The following is a 16,228-nucleotide window of genomic DNA, read 5'->3' on the forward strand; positions in this document are numbered from 1 at the left end:
CACACAACGAGTCACCCGCACCCGTGCCCCTGGGGGCGCGGGTGTGTTGGGGGGGGGGAGCTCCCCCCGGCGGGGGTCAAAAGCCCCCCAAAAACGCCGGCTCCAGCTGCGCTGTCGAACGGGAGCAAGCTCCCTCGCCACAACAAGCAGTTCCCACAGTAAATCCGTGCACTCCTTCGAGATCTTCCCCATGAACGACCTCCTCAACCTGCAAGGCTACGGCCCCATGCTGGCCCAGGGTGCCTGGATGACGCTCAAGCTGGCGTTCCTCGCCCTGGCCCTGAGCCTTACCCTGGGCCTGGTCGCCGCAGGTGCCAAACTCTCCAGCGCCAAATGGCTGCGCGTGCCGGCCACGCTCTACACCACGTTGATTCGCAGCGTGCCGGACCTGGTGCTGATCCTGCTGATCTTCTACAGCCTGCAATTGTGGCTCAACGACCTGACCGAAGCGTTCGGCTGGGACTACGTTGAAATCGACCCGTTTACCGCCGGGGTGATCACCCTGGGGTTTATCTACGGTGCATATTTCACCGAGAACTTCCGGGGTGCGATCCTCAGCGTGCCGGCGGGCCAACTGGAAGCCGCCACCGCCTACGGCCTGAGCCGCTGGCAGCGCTTTCACCTGGTGCTGTTCCCGCAACTGATGCGCTTTGCCCTGCCGGGCCTGGGCAATAACTGGCTGGTGCTGCTCAAGTCCACGGCGCTGGTGTCAATCATCGGCCTGTCAGACCTGGTCAAGGCCGCGCAGAACGCCGGCAAGTCCACCAGCGAGCCGCTGTACTTCCTGATCCTCGCGGGCCTGGTGTACCTGGTGATTACCACCCTCTCCAACCGCATCTTCAAGCGCCTGGAACGGCGCTATAACCTGGGCATCAAGGGGATGGCGCGATGATCGAACTGTTCCAGCAATACGGCCTGGCCTACCTGTTCAGCGATGGCAGCGGCCTGTCCGGTGTCGCCATGACCTTGTGGCTGTTCATTATCTCGGTGGTACTGGGCTTCGCCCTGTCGATCCCCCTGGCGCTGGCACGCGTGTCAGAGCATTTCTGGCTGCGCTGGCCGGTGGAGGTCTACACCTACCTGTTCCGCGGCACGCCGCTGTATATCCAACTGTTGATTTGCTACACCGGGCTGTACAGCCTGGAAGTGGTGCAGGACAACGCCCTGCTCAACCAGTTTTTCCGCAATGCGCTGAACTGCACGCTGTTGGCGTTTGTGCTCAACACCTGCGCCTACACCGTGGAAATCTTCGCCGGGGCAATCCGCAACATTCCCCATGGCGAGATCGAAGCGGCACGCGCCTATGGCCTGCACGGCTGGCGGCTGAACCTGTTTGTGATCGTGCCCGCCGCGCTGCGTCGCGCCCTTCCGGCCTACAGCAATGAAATGATCCTGATGCTGCACGCCACGTCACTGGCGTTTACCGCCACCGTCGCCGACATCCTCAAGGTCGCCCGCGATGCGAATGCTGAGACGTTTCTGACCTTCCAGGCTTTCGGCATCGCCGCCCTGCTTTACATGCTGCTGTCCTTTGCACTGGTGGGCCTGTTCAGGCTGGCCGAACGTCGCTGGATGCGCTTTCTTGTTCCTACCCGAGGCTAACCCATGAATCAGTCCGCGCAGGCCCTGGCCGCTTATCCAATGGATGTACCCGTCGGCAAAACCGCCACGGCGGCCATCAAGCTGCAAGTCGAAGGTATCCATAAACGCTACGGCGAACACGAAGTGCTCAAGGGCGTGTCCCTCAATGCACGCCAGGGCGATGTGATCAGCCTGATCGGCGCCAGCGGCTCGGGCAAAAGCACGATGCTGCGGTGCATCAACTTTCTGGAACAGCCTGACGCCGGGGTGATCACCCTGGACGGCATCAGCATCGAAATGCAACCAAGCCGCGCCGGCACCCGCGCGCCGCACCAGGCGCAACTGCAAAACCTGCGCACGCGCCTGGCCATGGTGTTCCAGCACTTCAACCTGTGGAGCCACATGACCGTGCTGGAAAACATCACCATGGCCCCGCGCCGGGTGCTGAACGTGAGCGCCGCCGAAGCCGAGAAACGTGCGCGGCTGTACCTGGACAAGGTCGGCCTGCCGAGCCGCGTGGCGGACCAATATCCGGCGTTCCTGTCCGGTGGCCAGCAGCAGCGCGTGGCGATTGCGCGGGCGCTGGCGATGGAGCCGGAGATCATCCTGTTTGATGAACCCACCTCGGCCCTGGACCCGGAGCTTGTAGGAGAAGTGCTTAAAGTCATACAGACGTTGGCCGAGGAAGGTCGTACCATGCTGATGGTCACCCACGAAATGGGCTTTGCCCGCCAGGTGTCCAGCCAAGTACTGTTCCTGCACCAGGGCCGAGTCGAAGAACACGGCGGCGCCGAGATCCTCGACCATCCCACCAGCGAACGCTTGCAGCAATTTCTTTCCAACCGTTTGAAGTGAACTCATGGATACCAAGGCCAACGGACCCCATTCTTCCCCTACGCTGGATCGCATCGACGAAGCGATCATCGACGTACTCAGGCATCAGGGGCGTATCACCTACGAAAAGCTCTCGTCATTGGTGCACCTCACCCCCAGGCCCTGCCTGGAGCGGGTGCGCAAGCTGGAGCGACGCGGGGTGATCCGTGGGTATGGGGCGATCATCGATGTGCAGATGGTCTCACCGGGGCTGTCGCTGCTGGTGCTGGTGGCCCTGTCCAACCAAAGCGGGCGCTCGGCGCAAAAGGCCTTCGAAGCCTGCGTGAAAGCCTGCCCGCAGGTGTTCGAATGCCAGTTGATCAGCGGGCCGTTCGACTACAGCCTGCGCATGCGCTGCCGGGATATGGAGCATTACCGGGTGCTGACCGAGACCTGGTTGAACAATGATGAGTTGCACATTGATAAGCTGGTGGCGCATCCGGAGTTGGCGGTGGTCAAGAACACCGCGACCGAACTGGCCTGATACCCACTCCTCCAGGCTGCGAAAATCAAATGTGGGAGCTGGCTTGTGTGGGAGCGGGCTTGCTCGCGAAAGCGGTGGGTCAGTTACACATAAGCTGACTGCCCCACCGCTTTTGCGAGCAAGCCCCCTCCCACAGTTTTTAACCGTGCCCACTTAATATTCTTTTACCTGGCTTGGCCCCCACCAGCTTCGCCTGCCCATCCTTCTGCTTGCCCGTGCGGGCTTCGCTGATCAGCCCCGGGATCAACTTGCCCTCCGGCAAATTCTTCCAAAAGCGGCTGGGCAAGTGCCCTTCCATCACCTTGGGATTGAGCCGCGCCGGGTTGAAGATGTGACTGTAGTAGGTCAGCCACATGGCGCTGTGGGGATCTTCAACATTCTGTGCCAGTTGCTGCCAGGCCTCGGGGCACTGGCGCTGATGAATCAGTTGCTCGCCGTCGTAATACACCCCGTCCAGGGGCGTGGCGATCATCCAGCGATGGCGGCCCATGCGCCCGATAAAATGCTCGCTGGCGCTCTTGAGAATGTCATGGGCTGGTTCATGCCAGGCCACGTACTCCGGCAGTTCCGGCCCGGCCCCGTCCGGCAGCGCGATGAAGCGCACAAACGCATGCAAGTGGTGGGCTTCCCGGCTGACTTGCTTGATGCGCCGCTGCAATTCGCTGCCAAGCTTGTCCCCCGCGAGCATGGCCGTGCGATCACCATGGCTGACCCGCCACAGCACTTCATACAACAGGCTCCAGCGCTGATCACCGTGATAACAGGCAGCGGACTCCAACAATTGCAACAACGCCTTGGGTATGCGCGCCTGAAACGGCCCCAACCCTGGTGGGATCGGTTCATCGGTAGCGAACAGGTCCGCCGCCTGCACCTCGCCCCAGCTGACTTGGCTGGGGTCGACCTGATGGCTGAGCAACCAGCGGGCCTGTTCGCGCCAGGTGCTGAACAGGTTGTCGCACTCCAGGCTGATCATCCCCACAGCCCCATCTGTTGCAGCTGCGGGCGATCACGCAGTTGTTCGCGCAACAACACACTGGTGCTGTCGGCCTGTTGCGGGTGGTAGTCGCTGGTGATGAAAAACGGCTTGGCCTTGGCCAGCACGCAGCGCATGCGCGCCAGGTCTTCGAAGCGGATCTTGCGTTCACGGCGCAGGTCGACCAGGCGCTGGGTGGTGCGCAGGCCAATGCCGGGAATACGTGCGATCAGGGTCGGCTCGGCGCGGTTCAGGTCCAGGGGGAACACCTCGCGATGCTCCAGGGCCCAGGCCAGCTTGGGGTCGATATCCAGTGCCAGGTCACCGGGGCCGGCGAACAGCTCATTGGCGCTGAAACCGTAGCTGCGCAGCAGGAAATCAGCCTGGTACAAGCGGTGCTCGCGCATCAAGGGCGGCGCGGCCAGGGGTACGCTTTTCGGGCTGTTGGGGATGGGGCTGAACGCCGAGTAATACACGCGGCGCAGCTTGAAATTACCGTACAACGCCTCGGCACCGTGCAGGATGGTGCTGTCGTCGGTGTCGTCGGCACCGACAATCATCTGTGTGCTCTGCCCAGCCGGGGCAAAACGTGGCGCGCGGGGTTCGTTGAGCACCGTCTGTTCGCCGGTGTAGATGGTCTGCATGGCCTGCTTGATCGAGCCGATCTGCTTCTCGGGCGCCAGGGTTTGCAGGCTGGCGTCGGTGGGCAGTTCAATATTCACGCTGAGGCGATCGGCATAACGGCCAGCCTCGGCGATCAGGGCCGGGTCCGCATCGGGAATGGTCTTGAGGTGGATATAACCGCGAAAGTCATGCTCTTCGCGCAGCAGCTTGGCGACCCGCACCAGTTGCTCCATGGTGTAGTCCGACGAACGGATGATCCCGGAACTGAGGAACAGCCCGCTGACACAATTACGCTTGTAGAAATCCAGGGTCAGGGTGACCACCTCCTCCGGGCTGAAGCGCGCACGGGGCACGTCGCTGGAGCGGCGGTTGACGCAATATTGGCAGTCGTAGAGGCAGAAGTTGGTGAGCAACACCTTGAGCAACGACACGCAACGGCCATCGGGCGTGTAGCTGTGGCAGATGCCCATGCCATTGGTGGAACCCAGCCCCGCCTTGCCCTCGGAACTGCGCTTGGGCGCGCCACTGCTGGCGCAGGACGCGTCGTACTTGGCGGCGTCGGCGAGGATGCTGAGTTTTTCGATCAACTGCATGGAGGGCTACCGATACTGGTTTTTTGTACAGTATCAATAGCCACACTTTGTCACAAGTGCCGTCTGTAGGAGCGAGCTCTTGTGGCGAGGGAGCTTGCTCCCGCTGGGCTGCGAAGCGGCCCCAAAAGCTCGCGGGCGCTGCGCACCCGAACGGGAGCAAGCTCCCTCGCCACAATAAGGGGATCGGTCAGCTGGCGGTTGCCAGGAGCAAGTCCTGCACCGAACGCGCCTTGTCACGGTGATGGTCCAGCGCATACAACGACGCCGCAATCTCATCGGCCCGGATCGGCAACACCGACAGCAAGGTATCGCTCAAGCCATGGCTGGCCTGGCTGAAGCCCTGGATGTAAATGCCAGCCTTGCAGCGCTCGTCGGTGACGATGCGGTAGTCGCGGGCCACTTCGAAGTCGCCCATATAAGCGTGCAGCGGTGCCAGCAGTTCACGGTGCATCTGGCGCTCGTAGCCGGTAGCCAGGATTACCGCGTCGTAATGGTTGAGGCTGGTTTCACCGGTGGCGCTATTGCGCAGGGCCAGCTCGATGCCCAGCGGGCCTGGGGTGGCCTTCTCCACTACGGTCAGGGTGCGGAACGCCTGGCGGGCGATGCCGGAAACTTTCTGGCGGTAGAAAATCCCGTAGATTCGCTCGATCAGGTCCAGGTCCACCACCGAGTAGTTGGTGTTCTGGTATTCGGCGACCAAACGCTCGCGCTCGGCACCGACTTGCTGGAACACCAGGTCAGTAAAGGCCGGCGAGAACACTTCGTTGACGAACGGGCTGTCGTCGGCCGGTTTGAGCGCCGAACCGCGCAGGATCATATCGACCTGCACCGACGGGAAGCTGTCATTGAGGTCAATAAAAGCTTCGGCCGCGCTCTGGCCGCCGCCGATCACGGCGATGCGCATCGGCTTGCCGTCTACGCACGGCTGGCTGGCCATGCGCTCCAGGTACTGGGAATGGTGAAACACCCGGCTATCACCCTTGAGCGCCTTGAATGCCTCGGGGATGCGCGGTGTGCCGCCGGCGCTGACCACCACCGAACGGGTGGTGCGCACATGCTGCTCGCCCTGGGCATCACGGGAGATCACACGCAATGCCTCGACCTGCTGCTGATGCAGGATCGGCTCGATGGCCAGCACTTCCTCGCCGTAGTTGGCCTGAGCCTGGAACTGCCCCGCCACCCAGCGCAGGTAGTCGTTGTACTCCATGCGGCAGGGGTAGAAGGTGCCCAGGTTGATGAAGTCCACCAGGCGGTCGTGGGCCTTTAGGTAGTTGACGAAGGAGTACGGGCTGGTGGGGTTGCGCAGGGTCACCAGGTCCTTGAGGAAGGAAATCTGCAGTTCACTCTGGGTCACCAGGGTATTGCCGTGCCAGCGGTAGTCGGCTTGTTTGTCGAGAAACAGCACGTCCAGCTTGCCCTGGGCCTTTTCACGCTCCTGCAGGGCGATGGCCAGCGCCAGGTTCGAAGGGCCGAAACCGATCCCGATCAGGTCATGAACCGCGGGCGAAGCAATTGCCTGTGTCATTCCAGTGTCCTCTGGATAAGCCCCATGGCGGTGGGGCGGGAATACCTTCATGGCCTGAACAACAGGCCGTGTGTTGATAGGAAACGAGGACAGTGAAATAAAATTTAACTAACAGCCGATCAGTGCGCTTCCCACTCGCGCATGCGCACCCGGCAGTGCTTCATCGCGTTGACGATGTGTTTTTCCACCAGGCTGCGGGAAATGTTCAGGCGTTCAGCGATTTGCAGATGGGACAGGCCTTCGAGCTTGCGCAACAGGAAACTGTCGCGACAGGCCGCCGGCAGCTCGGCCAAGGCGCGCTCGAGCATCTCCAGGCGCTGGCCCTGGTCGTGGCTGGCGTGGGGGGAACAGGCGGCGAAGCGCTCTTCGCTGTCCAGCACCTCCAGGGGCTCGACCTGACGCAAGGCGTTGCGCCGATGACCGTCGATCACCAGGTTCAAGGCGGTGCGGTACAGGAAGGCGCGGGGCTGTTCGATCGGGGTGTCGCTTGCGCGCTCGAGCACCCGCACATAAGCGTCATGCACCACATCTTCGGCCACCTGACGGTTGCCCAGCTTGGCGTTGAGGAAACACACCAGCTCGCGATAGTAGTTTTCCAACATGACTCCTGACCCCACGGCCTTGGTACAAACGACACCCAGCCCCTGTAGGAGCGAGCTTGCTCGCGAAAAACCCAAGAGCGCACCCCCTTATCTGGATGCGCCCGCAATCATTGGCGGTTTAGCCATCACCGATGATGGCAGTTTGAGTGTGTGCAATTTATAGTAATTCTCATCTACTTTTAAAGAACTCTCTCATCAGCGGTCGGTTTTTTTCGCAATTGGCGCTGTAACTACTTATGTAACAGCCTAAATTCCGGAGCATTTTCCTCGTTTACCTGTCAGCTCTGCGCGACTGCGCCCCGAACTTTCCTGGCTGGAAGCTACCCATGAAACGCCCTCGACCTGCCCGACGCGCCCTGCTTGTGGTGGCGTGCCTGATTCCCATCGTTGCGTTTGCCACCTGGCAGGGCCTGACGCCGGGCCGCGACGCCCTGGCCACCGTCACGGTGACCCGCGCCGACATCGAAAACAGCGTCACCGCCCTGGGCACCCTGCAACCGCGACGTTACGTCGACGTCGGCGCCCAGGCCTCCGGGCAGATCCGCAAGATCCACGTCGAGGCCGGCGACCAGGTCCAAGAGGGCCAATTGCTGGTGGAGATCGACCCCGCCACGCAAAAAGCCAAGCTCGACGCCAGCCGCTATGCCATCGAAAACCTGCAGGCCCAGTTGCAGGAGCAGAAAGCCCAGCACCAACTGGCCCATCAGAAGTACCAGCGTCAGCAGCGCCTGAGTGCCGGCAACGCCACCCGCGAGGAAGACGTGCAGACCGCCAAGGCAGAACTGCGCGCGACCCAGGCGCGGGTCGAGATGTTCCAGGCACAGATCCGCCAGGCCCAGGCCAGTCTGCGCAGCGATGAGGCCGAGTTGGGATACACGCGCATCTACGCGCCGATGACCGGTACCGTGGTGGCCGTGGACGCGCGCGTCGGCCAGACCCTCAACGCGCAACAGCAAACCCCGCTGATCCTGCGCATCGCCAAGCTGTCGCCCATGACGGTGTGGGCGGAAGTCTCCGAAGCCGACATCGGCCATGTCAAACCCGGCATGAGCGCGTATTTCACCACCCTGAGCGGTGGCAGCCGGCGCTGGACCAGCACCGTGCGCCAGATCCTGCCGATCCCGCCCAAACCCTTGAACGAAACCCAGGGCAGCGGCAGCCCGAGCAGCACCAGCAAGAGCGGCACTGGCCGAGTGGTGCTGTACACGGTGCTGCTGGACGTGGACAACGCCGACAACGCGCTGATGGCCGAGATGACCACCCAGGTCTTTTTCGTCGCCAGCCAAGTCAAGGACGCCCTCTCCGTACCCGTCGCCGCCTTGCAAAGCGTGCCCGGCTCCGCAGCGCAAATCGCCCGGGTGGTCGCCAAAAACGGAGCCATCGAAGACCGTGAAGTGCGCCTGGGCATCAGCGACCGCCTGCGGGTGGAAGTGCTCGAGGGGTTGAGCGAGGGCGACCACCTGTTGATCGGCCCGGTTGATAGCCATGGGGGCTGAAATGACCACGCCCCTGATTGAACTCAAAGGCATCCGCAAATCCTACGGCGGCGGCGACAGCCCGCAGGTCGATGTGTTGCGCGGCATCGACCTGTCGATCCATGCCGGCGAGTTCGTCGCCATTGTCGGCGCGTCGGGCTCGGGTAAATCGACGCTGATGAACATCCTCGGCTGCCTCGACCGCCCCACCGAGGGCGACTACCTGTTCGCCGGGGAAAACGTCGCCCACCTGGGCAGCGACGAACTGGCCTGGCTACGCCGCGAAGCCTTCGGTTTTGTGTTTCAGGGCTACCACTTGATTCCCTCAGGCTCCGCCCAGGAAAACGTCGAGATGCCGGCGATCTATGCCGGCATCAGCGCCGCCGAACGCCATGCCCGCGCCAGCGCCCTGCTCACCCGCCTGGGCCTGGCCGAGCGCACCGGCAATCGGCCGCACCAGCTATCGGGTGGGCAACAGCAACGGGTGTCCATCGCCCGCGCCCTGATGAACGGCGGCCATATCATCCTCGCCGACGAACCCACCGGCGCCCTCGACAGCCATAGCGGCGCCGAGGTCATGGCCTTGCTCGACGAGCTGGCGAGCCAGGGCCATGTGGTCATTCTGATTACCCACGACCGTGAAGTGGCGGCGCGAGCCAACCGCATCATCGAGATTCGCGACGGCCAGATCATCAGCGATTCGGCTGACACCCGCGCGGCCACACCCAGCGTGGCGGCCGGCGCCTTGCACGCCGTGGACCTGCGTCAACGCCTGGCCGACGGCGCCGAGCACAATGGTGCCTGGAAAGGCGAATTGCTGGACGCCGTGCAGGCCGCCTGGCGGGTGATGTGGATCAACCGTTTTCGCACGGCGCTGACGCTGTTGGGCATCATCATCGGCGTCGCGTCGGTGGTGGTGATGCTGGCAGTGGGCGAAGGCAGCAAGCGCCAGGTCATGGCGCAGATGGGCGCGTTCGGCTCCAATATCATCTACCTCAGCGGGTCTTCGCCCAACCCGCGTACGCCGCTGGGTATCGTGTCCCTCAACGATGTCGCGGCCCTGGCGACGCTGCCTCAGGTCAAGCGCATCATGCCGGTCAACGGCACCGACGCGGGTGTGCGCTTCGGCAACGTCGACTACATGGCTTACGTGGGGGGCAACGACACCAACTTCCCGGAGATCTTCAACTGGCCGGTGGTCGAGGGCAGCTACTTCACCGAGGCCGACGAACGCGCCGCCGCCACGGTCGCCGTGATCGGCGCGCGCATCCGCCAAAAATTGTTCAAGGACGTGGCCAACCCTATCGGCCAGTACATCCTGATCGAGAACGTACCCTTCCAGGTGGTCGGCGTGCTCGCGGAAAAAGGCTCAAGCTCCGGCAACAAGGACAGTGACGACCGTGTCGCCATTCCCTACAGCGCCGCCAGTGTCCGCCTGTTCGGCAGCTACAACCCCGAATACGTGGCGATTGCCACCACCGATGCGCGCAAGGTGCATGAAGCCGAACGCGCCATCGACCAACTGATGCTGAAGCTACATAACGGCAAGCGCGACTACGAGCTGACCAACAATGCCGCGATGATTCAGGCCGAAGCCCGCACCCAGAACACCCTGTCGCTGATGCTCGGCTCGATTGCGGCGATTTCCCTGCTGGTGGGCGGCATCGGCGTGATGAATATCATGTTGATGACCGTGCGCGAACGCACCCGTGAAATCGGCATCCGTATGGCCACCGGGGCGCGCCAGCGCGACATCCTGCGCCAGTTCCTCACCGAGGCGGTGATGCTCTCGGTGGTCGGCGGCCTGTTCGGTATTGCCCTGGCATTGCTGGTGGGCGGCGTGCTGGTGCTGGCTGAAGTGGCGGTGCAGTTTTCCCTGGTGGCGGTGCTCGGCGCGTTTGGCTGTGCGCTGGTCACCGGCGTCGTATTCGGCTTTATGCCGGCCCGTAAAGCTGCCCGGCTCGATCCGGTTAAGGCGTTGACCAGTGAATAAACGATCAATCACCCCGCCGTTGTCAGCGCTCAGCCTGTGCCTGTTGCTCACGGCCTGTGGCGCTAACCCACCCGCCATTGATAGCGGCCTCGCCGCGCCCGCCACCTGGCACTATGCAGAACGCGAAGCGACCCAAGCCATCAACCAGCGCTGGTGGACGCAGTTTGGCAGCCCGGCGTTGAACCGCCTGATCGACCAGGCCCGTCGTGACAGTTTCGACGTAGCGGCCGCCATGGCGCGGGTCCGTCAGGCCCAGGCCACGGCGGTGATTGCCGGCGCACCGCTGCTGCCGGAACTGAAGTTCAACCTCACCGCCAGCCGGCAAAGGCTGTTGCGCGGCAGCGGCAACTCGGACCTGGACGCCACCGAAAGCAACCGGACCGTCAACAGCTATGACGCCAGCCTCACCGCCAGCTATGAAATCGACTTCTGGGGGGGCCGCGCCGCTGCGCGCGACAGCGCCGTGCACAGCCTGCACGCCAGTGAGTTCGATCAGGCCAACGTGGAGCTGACCCTGCTCAGCAATGTCGCCGACCGCTACGCGCAAACCCTGGCCGCACGCCAGCGCCTGCAGATTGCCGAGCTCAACCTGGCCAATGCACGCAATGTGCTGAACCTGGTACAGACCCGCCACGACGCAGGTTCCGCCACGGCCCTGGAACTGGCACAACAGAAGAGCCTGGTGGCCAGCCAGCAACGGCAGTTGCCGCTGATCCAGCAATCGGTCGAAGAGTCGCAAATCACTTTGGCCGCCTTGCTCGGTCAACCGGTACAGGCTCTGGAACTGGGCGCTGAACCCTTCCAGGCATTGACCTGGCCGAGTATCGGGCCCGGTGTACCGAGCCAGTTATTGAGCCGGCGCCCCGACCTCGCCCAGGCCGAGGCCCAGTTGGCAGCGGCCCGTGCCGACGTCACGGTGGCCCGTGCAGCGATGCTGCCTTCAGTGACATTGGGCGCGACCCTCGGCTCTGGCGCATACAAGGCCCAAGAGGTCTTGCGCAGCCCCTTCTACACCCTGACCTCGGGCCTGATGGCGCCAATCTTCAACAATGGCCGGCTGAGCGCCGAGCGCGACAAGGCTCGGGCACGCCAGGATGAACTGCTGCAAACCTACCGCGGGGCGATCATCAATGGCTTTGCCGATGTGGAAAAAGCCCTCAGCAGCATCACCCGCCTTGACCAGCAACGCCAGTGGCAAAGCGAGGAGCTGCAACAGGCGCAGACCGCGTTTCAGATTGCCCAGAGCCGCTACGAAGCCGGTGCCGAAGACCTGCTCACGGTGCTGGAAACCCAGCGCACTTTGTACAGCGCCCAGGACCAGAACGTGCTACTGCGCCTGTCGCGCCTACAAGCCAGCATCGCCCTGTACAAGGCATTAGGCGGTGGCTGGAAAACCAAGATCTGATAAACGAAACTCATATTTCATACACGAGTTGTTTCTTCACCCTACATTCTCCACCTCAAGGTCCTTGGTAAAAAAGCCGTTATCACACGGAAGCCCGGGACCTCATGATGAAACCCAGCGTTGTTGTAAAAGGCCTGGCCTGCATTGGCTGCTGGTTGATACCGAACCTGGCGCTGGCCAAGCCCTTGATCGCCCCCACCGCAATCGACTGGCTGCTGGACTGCCCCCTCACCACGACGGCGCACTTGAACCCGCAAGTGGTTGGCCGCACCCAATGCGGCCTGGTCAACGTCCCCCGCGACCATGCCGCCCCCCAGCGCGGCCGCCTAAGCTTGAGCGTGACACGGGTAGGCGCACGGCAACCGCTCAACCGTGAAGGTGTCGTGTTCATCCAGGCCGGCGAACCCCTCCAGGCCAAGGACGCGCCTTTCGTTCTTCACCTCGCCAGCCGCTGGGAGTCGCTTGCCACCCAGGCCTATCGCACCCTGGTCGACCGTTATGACGTCATCGAGTTGAGCGCTCGCGACCTGCGCGAGGGCAATGCCGTGGAACAGGCCGCGCGGGACATGGAGTTCGTGCGCGGGCAACTTGACGAGGCGCGCCTCAACTACCTGGGCAACGCCGCTGCCACCCGCCTCGGCAGCCGCTACGGCACGCTGTTTCCCGAGCGTGTCGGGCGCATGGTGCTGATCAATGCCGAGCCTGGCGAAGCAGTCGCCACCGGTGTCGAGCAACTCTTGCTCAAGGAGTCGGCGCGCGCAGGCGCCGACGGCTGTGTCAACCGCTGGCTGGGGGATTTTCTCGCCTATGGTAGACAACCGCCGGCGTCCACGCGCTGTCTCGACCTCAGCGCCTGGGAGTAAGTAGCCCACGCATTTACGACCTCTTGCCACCAAAAACGACAGCCTGCGTTGACGCACTTCCCCAATCGTTATTAAGTGCTATTTATCCGCATTAATACGATAAATCACCGCCATGCTGACTCGCCCGCTACGCCGCAAACGCCAGAAGCTGTCCGATGTGATTGTCGAGTCGGTCAAGCGCTCGATCGTCACCGACGCCTTGAAGCCCGGCGACCGCCTGCCCACCGAGCGCGAGTTGATGGAAAGCTTCCAGTGTTCCAAAGGCTCGGCACGCGAAGCGCTCAAGGCGTTGGAGGTCGAGGGCCTGGTGAGCACGCGCACCGGCCCCAGCGGCGGGGCTTACTTGAACCAGGCCGGCACCGAGCCGGCCAGCCGCGCCTTGCGCAATTACCTGCACTTCCAGCACCTGGACGGCGAGCAGGTCTACCAACTGCGCAAGGTCATCGAAGTGGAATTGGCGGTGTCGGTGCTCGGGCGTTTGAGCGAAAACGATTACACCTCCCTGCAAGCCAATGTGGATTTTTGCAGCGCCCCCGAAGACAGCGAAGCCGGCCAGCGCGAACAACGCCTGGCGGAACTGGAGTTCCACAACCTGCTGGCCCGGGCCTGCCCCAACCCGCTGCTGAGCTTCATGGCGCAGTTTCTCAATGACTTGCTGCGCGACCTGGTGGTGCTGAAAAAAGCCTACAAGCCCAAGCGCAAGCAGTTCGACGCGGCCAACCTCGACTATCACAAGCAACTGCTGATCGCCTTTCGCGCCGGGGACGAAAGCGCGGTGCGCAGCTTGATGCATGAACACATGTGCGATGCCGAACACCATATGACCGCGCTGGAAGGCCAGGTGAGCCCGCATTTCCTCTTGGAGTTCGACCACCCTTAAACACGCCAACAATCCAATGTGGGAACCCGATCAATGTGGGATCAGCTTGCCTGCGATGCGGGCGCCTCGGTGTTACAGAGGGACCGAGTCGATGCCATCGCAGGCAAGCCAGCTCCCACAGTTGACCCCGTTCACCCGCGAAATCGAGTTATCCAATAACAAGCCTGCCCACAGGCCCTTGCTCCACCGTATCGCCCTTGCCGCTCCTGCCAATAACTAAACCAGGGAGTCACCCCATGCAGCGTCGTACGTTATTGAAAGCCAGCCTCACCGCGGCCGCCGCCCTCAGCCTTCCGCTGAGCGTGCGTTCGGCATTCGCCGCCGAGCCCTTTACCTTTTACGGCCTCAAGTCCATGTCTGGCGCCTTTGCCAGCTATGGCAAATTTGCCGACATGGGTTCGCGCCTGGCGGTGCAACAACACCCAGAATTGCTCGGCCGCCCGCTGAACTACAAGGTCATCGACACCGAAGGCAACGCCGGCAAGGCAGTGCGCAAGGTGCAGGAGGCCATCGCGCAGGACGGCGCACGGTTCTTCCAGGGCTGCACGCTGTCGTCTTCCGCCCTGGCCGTGGCCAAGGAAGTGGACAAGGTCGGCGGCGTGTTCATGACCCCGGTGGGCGCCGATGAAGTCACCGGCAAGGACTGCAACAAGGCGACCTTCCGCTGGTCGGTGCCCACCTACGGCGCGATACGCGAAACCATGGTGCCGCTGATCAAGCTGCTGCCGGACGCCAAGCGCTGGTACACCATCACCCCGCAATACGTGTTCGGCGAAGCCTTGCTCGAAGGCGCCAAAAGCGTACTCAAGGAACATGGCCTGGAACACGTGGGCAACAGCTACCACTCGCTGCAGGAACAGGAATTCTCCGGTTACCTGACCAACGCCATTTCCACCAAGCCCGATGTGCTGGTGCTGCTCAACTTTGGCAGCCAATCGTCCAACACCCTGCGCCAGGCCGTGAACTTCGGCATCAAGGAGCGCATGAAGGTGCTGCTGGTGTGGTCTGCCGGCCTGGATCAGTTCCAGGAACTGGGCAGCGATGTGCTCGAGGGCGTGTACCTCGGCGCACAGTACTGGCACCAGGTCGACACCCCGCTCAACCGTGAACTGGTCAAGCTGACCCAGGCCAAGTACGGCATCAACCCCACCTACCCGCTGGCCGCCGACTACATCAGCACCAAAGTCATGCTCGACACCATCATCGCGACCGGCAGCTTCGATGGCCCGACCGTGGCCAAGGCCCTGCAAGGCTTGAGCTACGAAGGCCCGACCGGCAAGGAGTCAATCCGCGCCGGCGACCACCAGGTGATCAAGGATTACTACCTGCTGATCGGCAAGGCCAGCGGCGACATGGCCGACAAGGACGACCTCGCCAAAGTGCTCAGCGCTGGCCAATCGTTCCCCGCAGTCGAGGCGACGGGCTGCACGCTCGGCTGACCGCTTAACTTTTGTCGCGCAGGGCCGTGCAAGCGGCCGTCTGCGGAGGGTGCCTGCATGCTTAATTTGTACCTGTTCCAGATTCTCAACGGCCTTGGGCTGGGGATGATCTACTTCCTGATCGCAGTGGGGCTGACGATCATTTTCGGCCTGCTCAACTTCGTCAATTTCGCCCACGGCGCGTTTTTCCTGCTCGGTGCCTACATCTGCTACACCGCGGTGAGCCTCACCGGCAACTTCTGGCTGGCGCTGCTGATCGCGCCGCTGGTGGTGGCCGCACTGGCCTGGGTGATCGAGCGCTTGCTGATCCAGCGCATCTACCACTTGCCACACATGTTCCAGATTCTGGTGACCCTGGGGATCGCCCTGATCATCCAGGAAGCCAGCGTGATGATCTGGGGCCCGGTGGGCAAAAGCGTCGCCGTGCCGGAACTGTTGCGCGGCGTGCTGGTGGTGGGTGATTTCGTCTACCCCTACTACCGCCTGTTCCTTATCGTGTTTTCCGGCCTGGTGGGCCTGGGCCTGTGGCTGTTGCTGGAACGTACGCGCTTCGGTGCTCTGGTGCGCGCTGGCAGTGAAAGCACCGAAACCGTGTCGCTACTGGGCACCAATATTTTCCGCCTGTTCTCCATGACCTTCGCCCTCGGCGTCGCCCTGGCCGGTGTCGCCGGGGTGCTGTTCGCGCCGTTGCGCGGCGCCCAGCCCTTCGTCGGCCCGGAGATTCTGGGCATCGCCTTCGTGGTGGTGGTGATCGGCGGCATGGGCTCGTTCAGCGGTGCGCTGGTCGGCGGTTTGCTGGTGGGCGTGGTGCAAAGCCTGATGACCACACTTTGGCCCCAGGGTGCGAGCCTGATGATCTACGGTGCGATGGCCGTGGTGATTCTGGTACGCCCTTATGGCCTGTTCGGGAGAGCCTGA

At 62.7% G+C, this 16,228-nt stretch carries 15 protein-coding genes; 11 read left to right on the forward strand and 4 right to left on the reverse strand.

Annotation, left to right across the window (positions count from 1 at the left end):
- Positions 1–190: 190 nt before the first annotated feature.
- The 4 genes from GIV35_RS23240 to GIV35_RS23255 are packed head-to-tail and all read left to right on the forward strand — an operon-like array spanning position 191 to position 2,938.
- Positions 191–892 carry an ABC transporter permease gene (locus tag GIV35_RS23240; RefSeq protein WP_014719023.1) on the forward strand — a complete coding sequence of 234 codons (702 nt, stop codon included), beginning with the start codon at positions 191–193 and terminating at the stop codon, positions 890–892.
- Positions 889–1,602, forward strand: a complete 714-nt coding sequence (locus GIV35_RS23245; RefSeq protein WP_054897441.1) for an ABC transporter permease — start codon at positions 889–891, stop codon at positions 1,600–1,602. The genes GIV35_RS23240 and GIV35_RS23245 overlap by 4 nt, the downstream gene beginning before the upstream one ends.
- Positions 1,603–1,605: 3 nt before the next feature.
- Positions 1,606–2,436: an ABC transporter ATP-binding protein gene (locus GIV35_RS23250; protein ID WP_272911835.1), complete on the forward strand. Its 831-nt coding sequence runs from the start codon at positions 1,606–1,608 to the stop codon at positions 2,434–2,436.
- 4 nt (positions 2,437–2,440) lie between these two features.
- On the forward strand, positions 2,441–2,938 hold the full coding sequence (locus GIV35_RS23255) for an Lrp/AsnC family transcriptional regulator (RefSeq protein WP_003192319.1): 498 nt from the start codon (positions 2,441–2,443) through the stop codon (positions 2,936–2,938).
- A 139-nt stretch (positions 2,939–3,077) separates the two neighbouring features.
- Here GIV35_RS23255 and GIV35_RS23260 read toward each other — a convergent pair whose 3' ends face one another.
- From GIV35_RS23260 to GIV35_RS23275, 4 genes are all read right to left on the reverse strand, one after another.
- Positions 3,078–3,911, reverse strand: coding sequence for a TIGR03915 family putative DNA repair protein (locus GIV35_RS23260; RefSeq protein ID WP_236265830.1), 834 nt, complete (start codon positions 3,909–3,911; stop codon positions 3,078–3,080).
- Positions 3,908–5,128 (reverse strand): putative DNA modification/repair radical SAM protein, encoded by a 1,221-nt coding sequence (locus tag GIV35_RS23265; protein ID WP_236265829.1) that lies wholly within the window; start codon positions 5,126–5,128, stop codon positions 3,908–3,910. Before GIV35_RS23265 ends, GIV35_RS23260 begins: the two co-directional genes overlap by 4 nt.
- A gap of 187 nt (positions 5,129–5,315) precedes the next feature.
- Complete coding sequence (locus GIV35_RS23270) at positions 5,316–6,653, reverse strand: lysine N(6)-hydroxylase/L-ornithine N(5)-oxygenase family protein (RefSeq protein WP_105227244.1); 1,338 nt, start codon at positions 6,651–6,653, stop codon at positions 5,316–5,318.
- Positions 6,654–6,772: 119 nt separating this feature from the next.
- Positions 6,773–7,255 carry a sigma-70 family RNA polymerase sigma factor gene (locus GIV35_RS23275; RefSeq protein ID WP_105227245.1) on the reverse strand — a complete coding sequence of 161 codons (483 nt, stop codon included), beginning with the start codon at positions 7,253–7,255 and terminating at the stop codon, positions 6,773–6,775.
- A gap of 326 nt (positions 7,256–7,581) precedes the next feature.
- Here GIV35_RS23275 and GIV35_RS23280 point away from each other — a divergent pair, with 326 nt between their 5' ends.
- The 7 genes from GIV35_RS23280 to GIV35_RS23310 all read left to right on the forward strand — a co-directional run bounded on the left by GIV35_RS23280 (position 7,582) and on the right by GIV35_RS23310 (position 16,228).
- A complete protein-coding gene (locus tag GIV35_RS23280) occupies positions 7,582–8,751 on the forward strand; it encodes an efflux RND transporter periplasmic adaptor subunit (RefSeq protein WP_236265894.1) in 1,170 nt (389 codons plus the stop codon).
- A gap of 1 nt (position 8,752) precedes the next feature.
- Positions 8,753–10,723: a MacB family efflux pump subunit gene (locus GIV35_RS23285; protein ID WP_236489341.1), complete on the forward strand. Its 1,971-nt coding sequence runs from the start codon at positions 8,753–8,755 to the stop codon at positions 10,721–10,723.
- Complete coding sequence (locus tag GIV35_RS23290) at positions 10,716–12,128, forward strand: efflux transporter outer membrane subunit (RefSeq protein ID WP_236265941.1); 1,413 nt, start codon at positions 10,716–10,718, stop codon at positions 12,126–12,128. Before GIV35_RS23285 ends, GIV35_RS23290 begins: the two co-directional genes overlap by 8 nt.
- A gap of 107 nt (positions 12,129–12,235) precedes the next feature.
- The gene (locus GIV35_RS23295) at positions 12,236–12,991 is read left to right on the forward strand and encodes a hypothetical protein (RefSeq protein WP_057975027.1); all 756 of its coding nucleotides are present in this window, start codon (positions 12,236–12,238) and stop codon (positions 12,989–12,991) included.
- Between the two features lie 112 nt (positions 12,992–13,103).
- On the forward strand, positions 13,104–13,871 hold the full coding sequence (locus GIV35_RS23300; protein ID WP_236265887.1) for a FadR/GntR family transcriptional regulator: 768 nt from the start codon (positions 13,104–13,106) through the stop codon (positions 13,869–13,871).
- Positions 13,872–14,107: 236 nt separating this feature from the next.
- Positions 14,108–15,310 carry an ABC transporter substrate-binding protein gene (locus GIV35_RS23305; RefSeq protein WP_236265886.1) on the forward strand — a complete coding sequence of 401 codons (1,203 nt, stop codon included), beginning with the start codon at positions 14,108–14,110 and terminating at the stop codon, positions 15,308–15,310.
- 57 nt (positions 15,311–15,367) lie between these two features.
- On the forward strand, positions 15,368–16,228 hold the full coding sequence (locus GIV35_RS23310) for a branched-chain amino acid ABC transporter permease (RefSeq protein WP_003192337.1): 861 nt from the start codon (positions 15,368–15,370) through the stop codon (positions 16,226–16,228).

Origin of the sequence: Pseudomonas sp. PA-1-6B, assembly GCF_021609545.1 — a bacterium.
Taxonomy (GTDB): Bacteria; Pseudomonadota; Gammaproteobacteria; order Pseudomonadales; family Pseudomonadaceae; genus Aquipseudomonas; species Aquipseudomonas fluorescens_BV.

What these genes read in the sequence shown, in the direction of transcription:
- GIV35_RS23240 (WP_014719023.1), top strand. Translation starts at nt 191, where the DNA reads ATGAACGACCTCCTCAACCTGCAAGGCTACGGCCCCATGCTGGCCCAG.
- GIV35_RS23245 (WP_054897441.1), top strand. Translation starts at nt 889, where the DNA reads ATGATCGAACTGTTCCAGCAATACGGCCTGGCCTACCTGTTCAGCGAT.
- GIV35_RS23250 (WP_272911835.1), top strand. Translation starts at nt 1,606, where the DNA reads ATGAATCAGTCCGCGCAGGCCCTGGCCGCTTATCCAATGGATGTACCC.
- GIV35_RS23255 (WP_003192319.1), top strand. Translation starts at nt 2,441, where the DNA reads ATGGATACCAAGGCCAACGGACCCCATTCTTCCCCTACGCTGGATCGC.
- GIV35_RS23260 (WP_236265830.1), bottom strand. Translation starts at nt 3,911, where the DNA reads ATGATCAGCCTGGAGTGCGACAACCTGTTCAGCACCTGGCGCGAACAG.
- GIV35_RS23265 (WP_236265829.1), bottom strand. Translation starts at nt 5,128, where the DNA reads ATGCAGTTGATCGAAAAACTCAGCATCCTCGCCGACGCCGCCAAGTAC.
- GIV35_RS23270 (WP_105227244.1), bottom strand. Translation starts at nt 6,653, where the DNA reads ATGACACAGGCAATTGCTTCGCCCGCGGTTCATGACCTGATCGGGATC.
- GIV35_RS23275 (WP_105227245.1), bottom strand. Translation starts at nt 7,255, where the DNA reads ATGTTGGAAAACTACTATCGCGAGCTGGTGTGTTTCCTCAACGCCAAG.
- GIV35_RS23280 (WP_236265894.1), top strand. Translation starts at nt 7,582, where the DNA reads ATGAAACGCCCTCGACCTGCCCGACGCGCCCTGCTTGTGGTGGCGTGC.
- GIV35_RS23285 (WP_236489341.1), top strand. Translation starts at nt 8,753, where the DNA reads ATGACCACGCCCCTGATTGAACTCAAAGGCATCCGCAAATCCTACGGC.
- GIV35_RS23295 (WP_057975027.1), top strand. Translation starts at nt 12,236, where the DNA reads ATGAAACCCAGCGTTGTTGTAAAAGGCCTGGCCTGCATTGGCTGCTGG.
- GIV35_RS23300 (WP_236265887.1), top strand. Translation starts at nt 13,104, where the DNA reads ATGCTGACTCGCCCGCTACGCCGCAAACGCCAGAAGCTGTCCGATGTG.
- GIV35_RS23305 (WP_236265886.1), top strand. Translation starts at nt 14,108, where the DNA reads ATGCAGCGTCGTACGTTATTGAAAGCCAGCCTCACCGCGGCCGCCGCC.
- GIV35_RS23310 (WP_003192337.1), top strand. Translation starts at nt 15,368, where the DNA reads ATGCTTAATTTGTACCTGTTCCAGATTCTCAACGGCCTTGGGCTGGGG.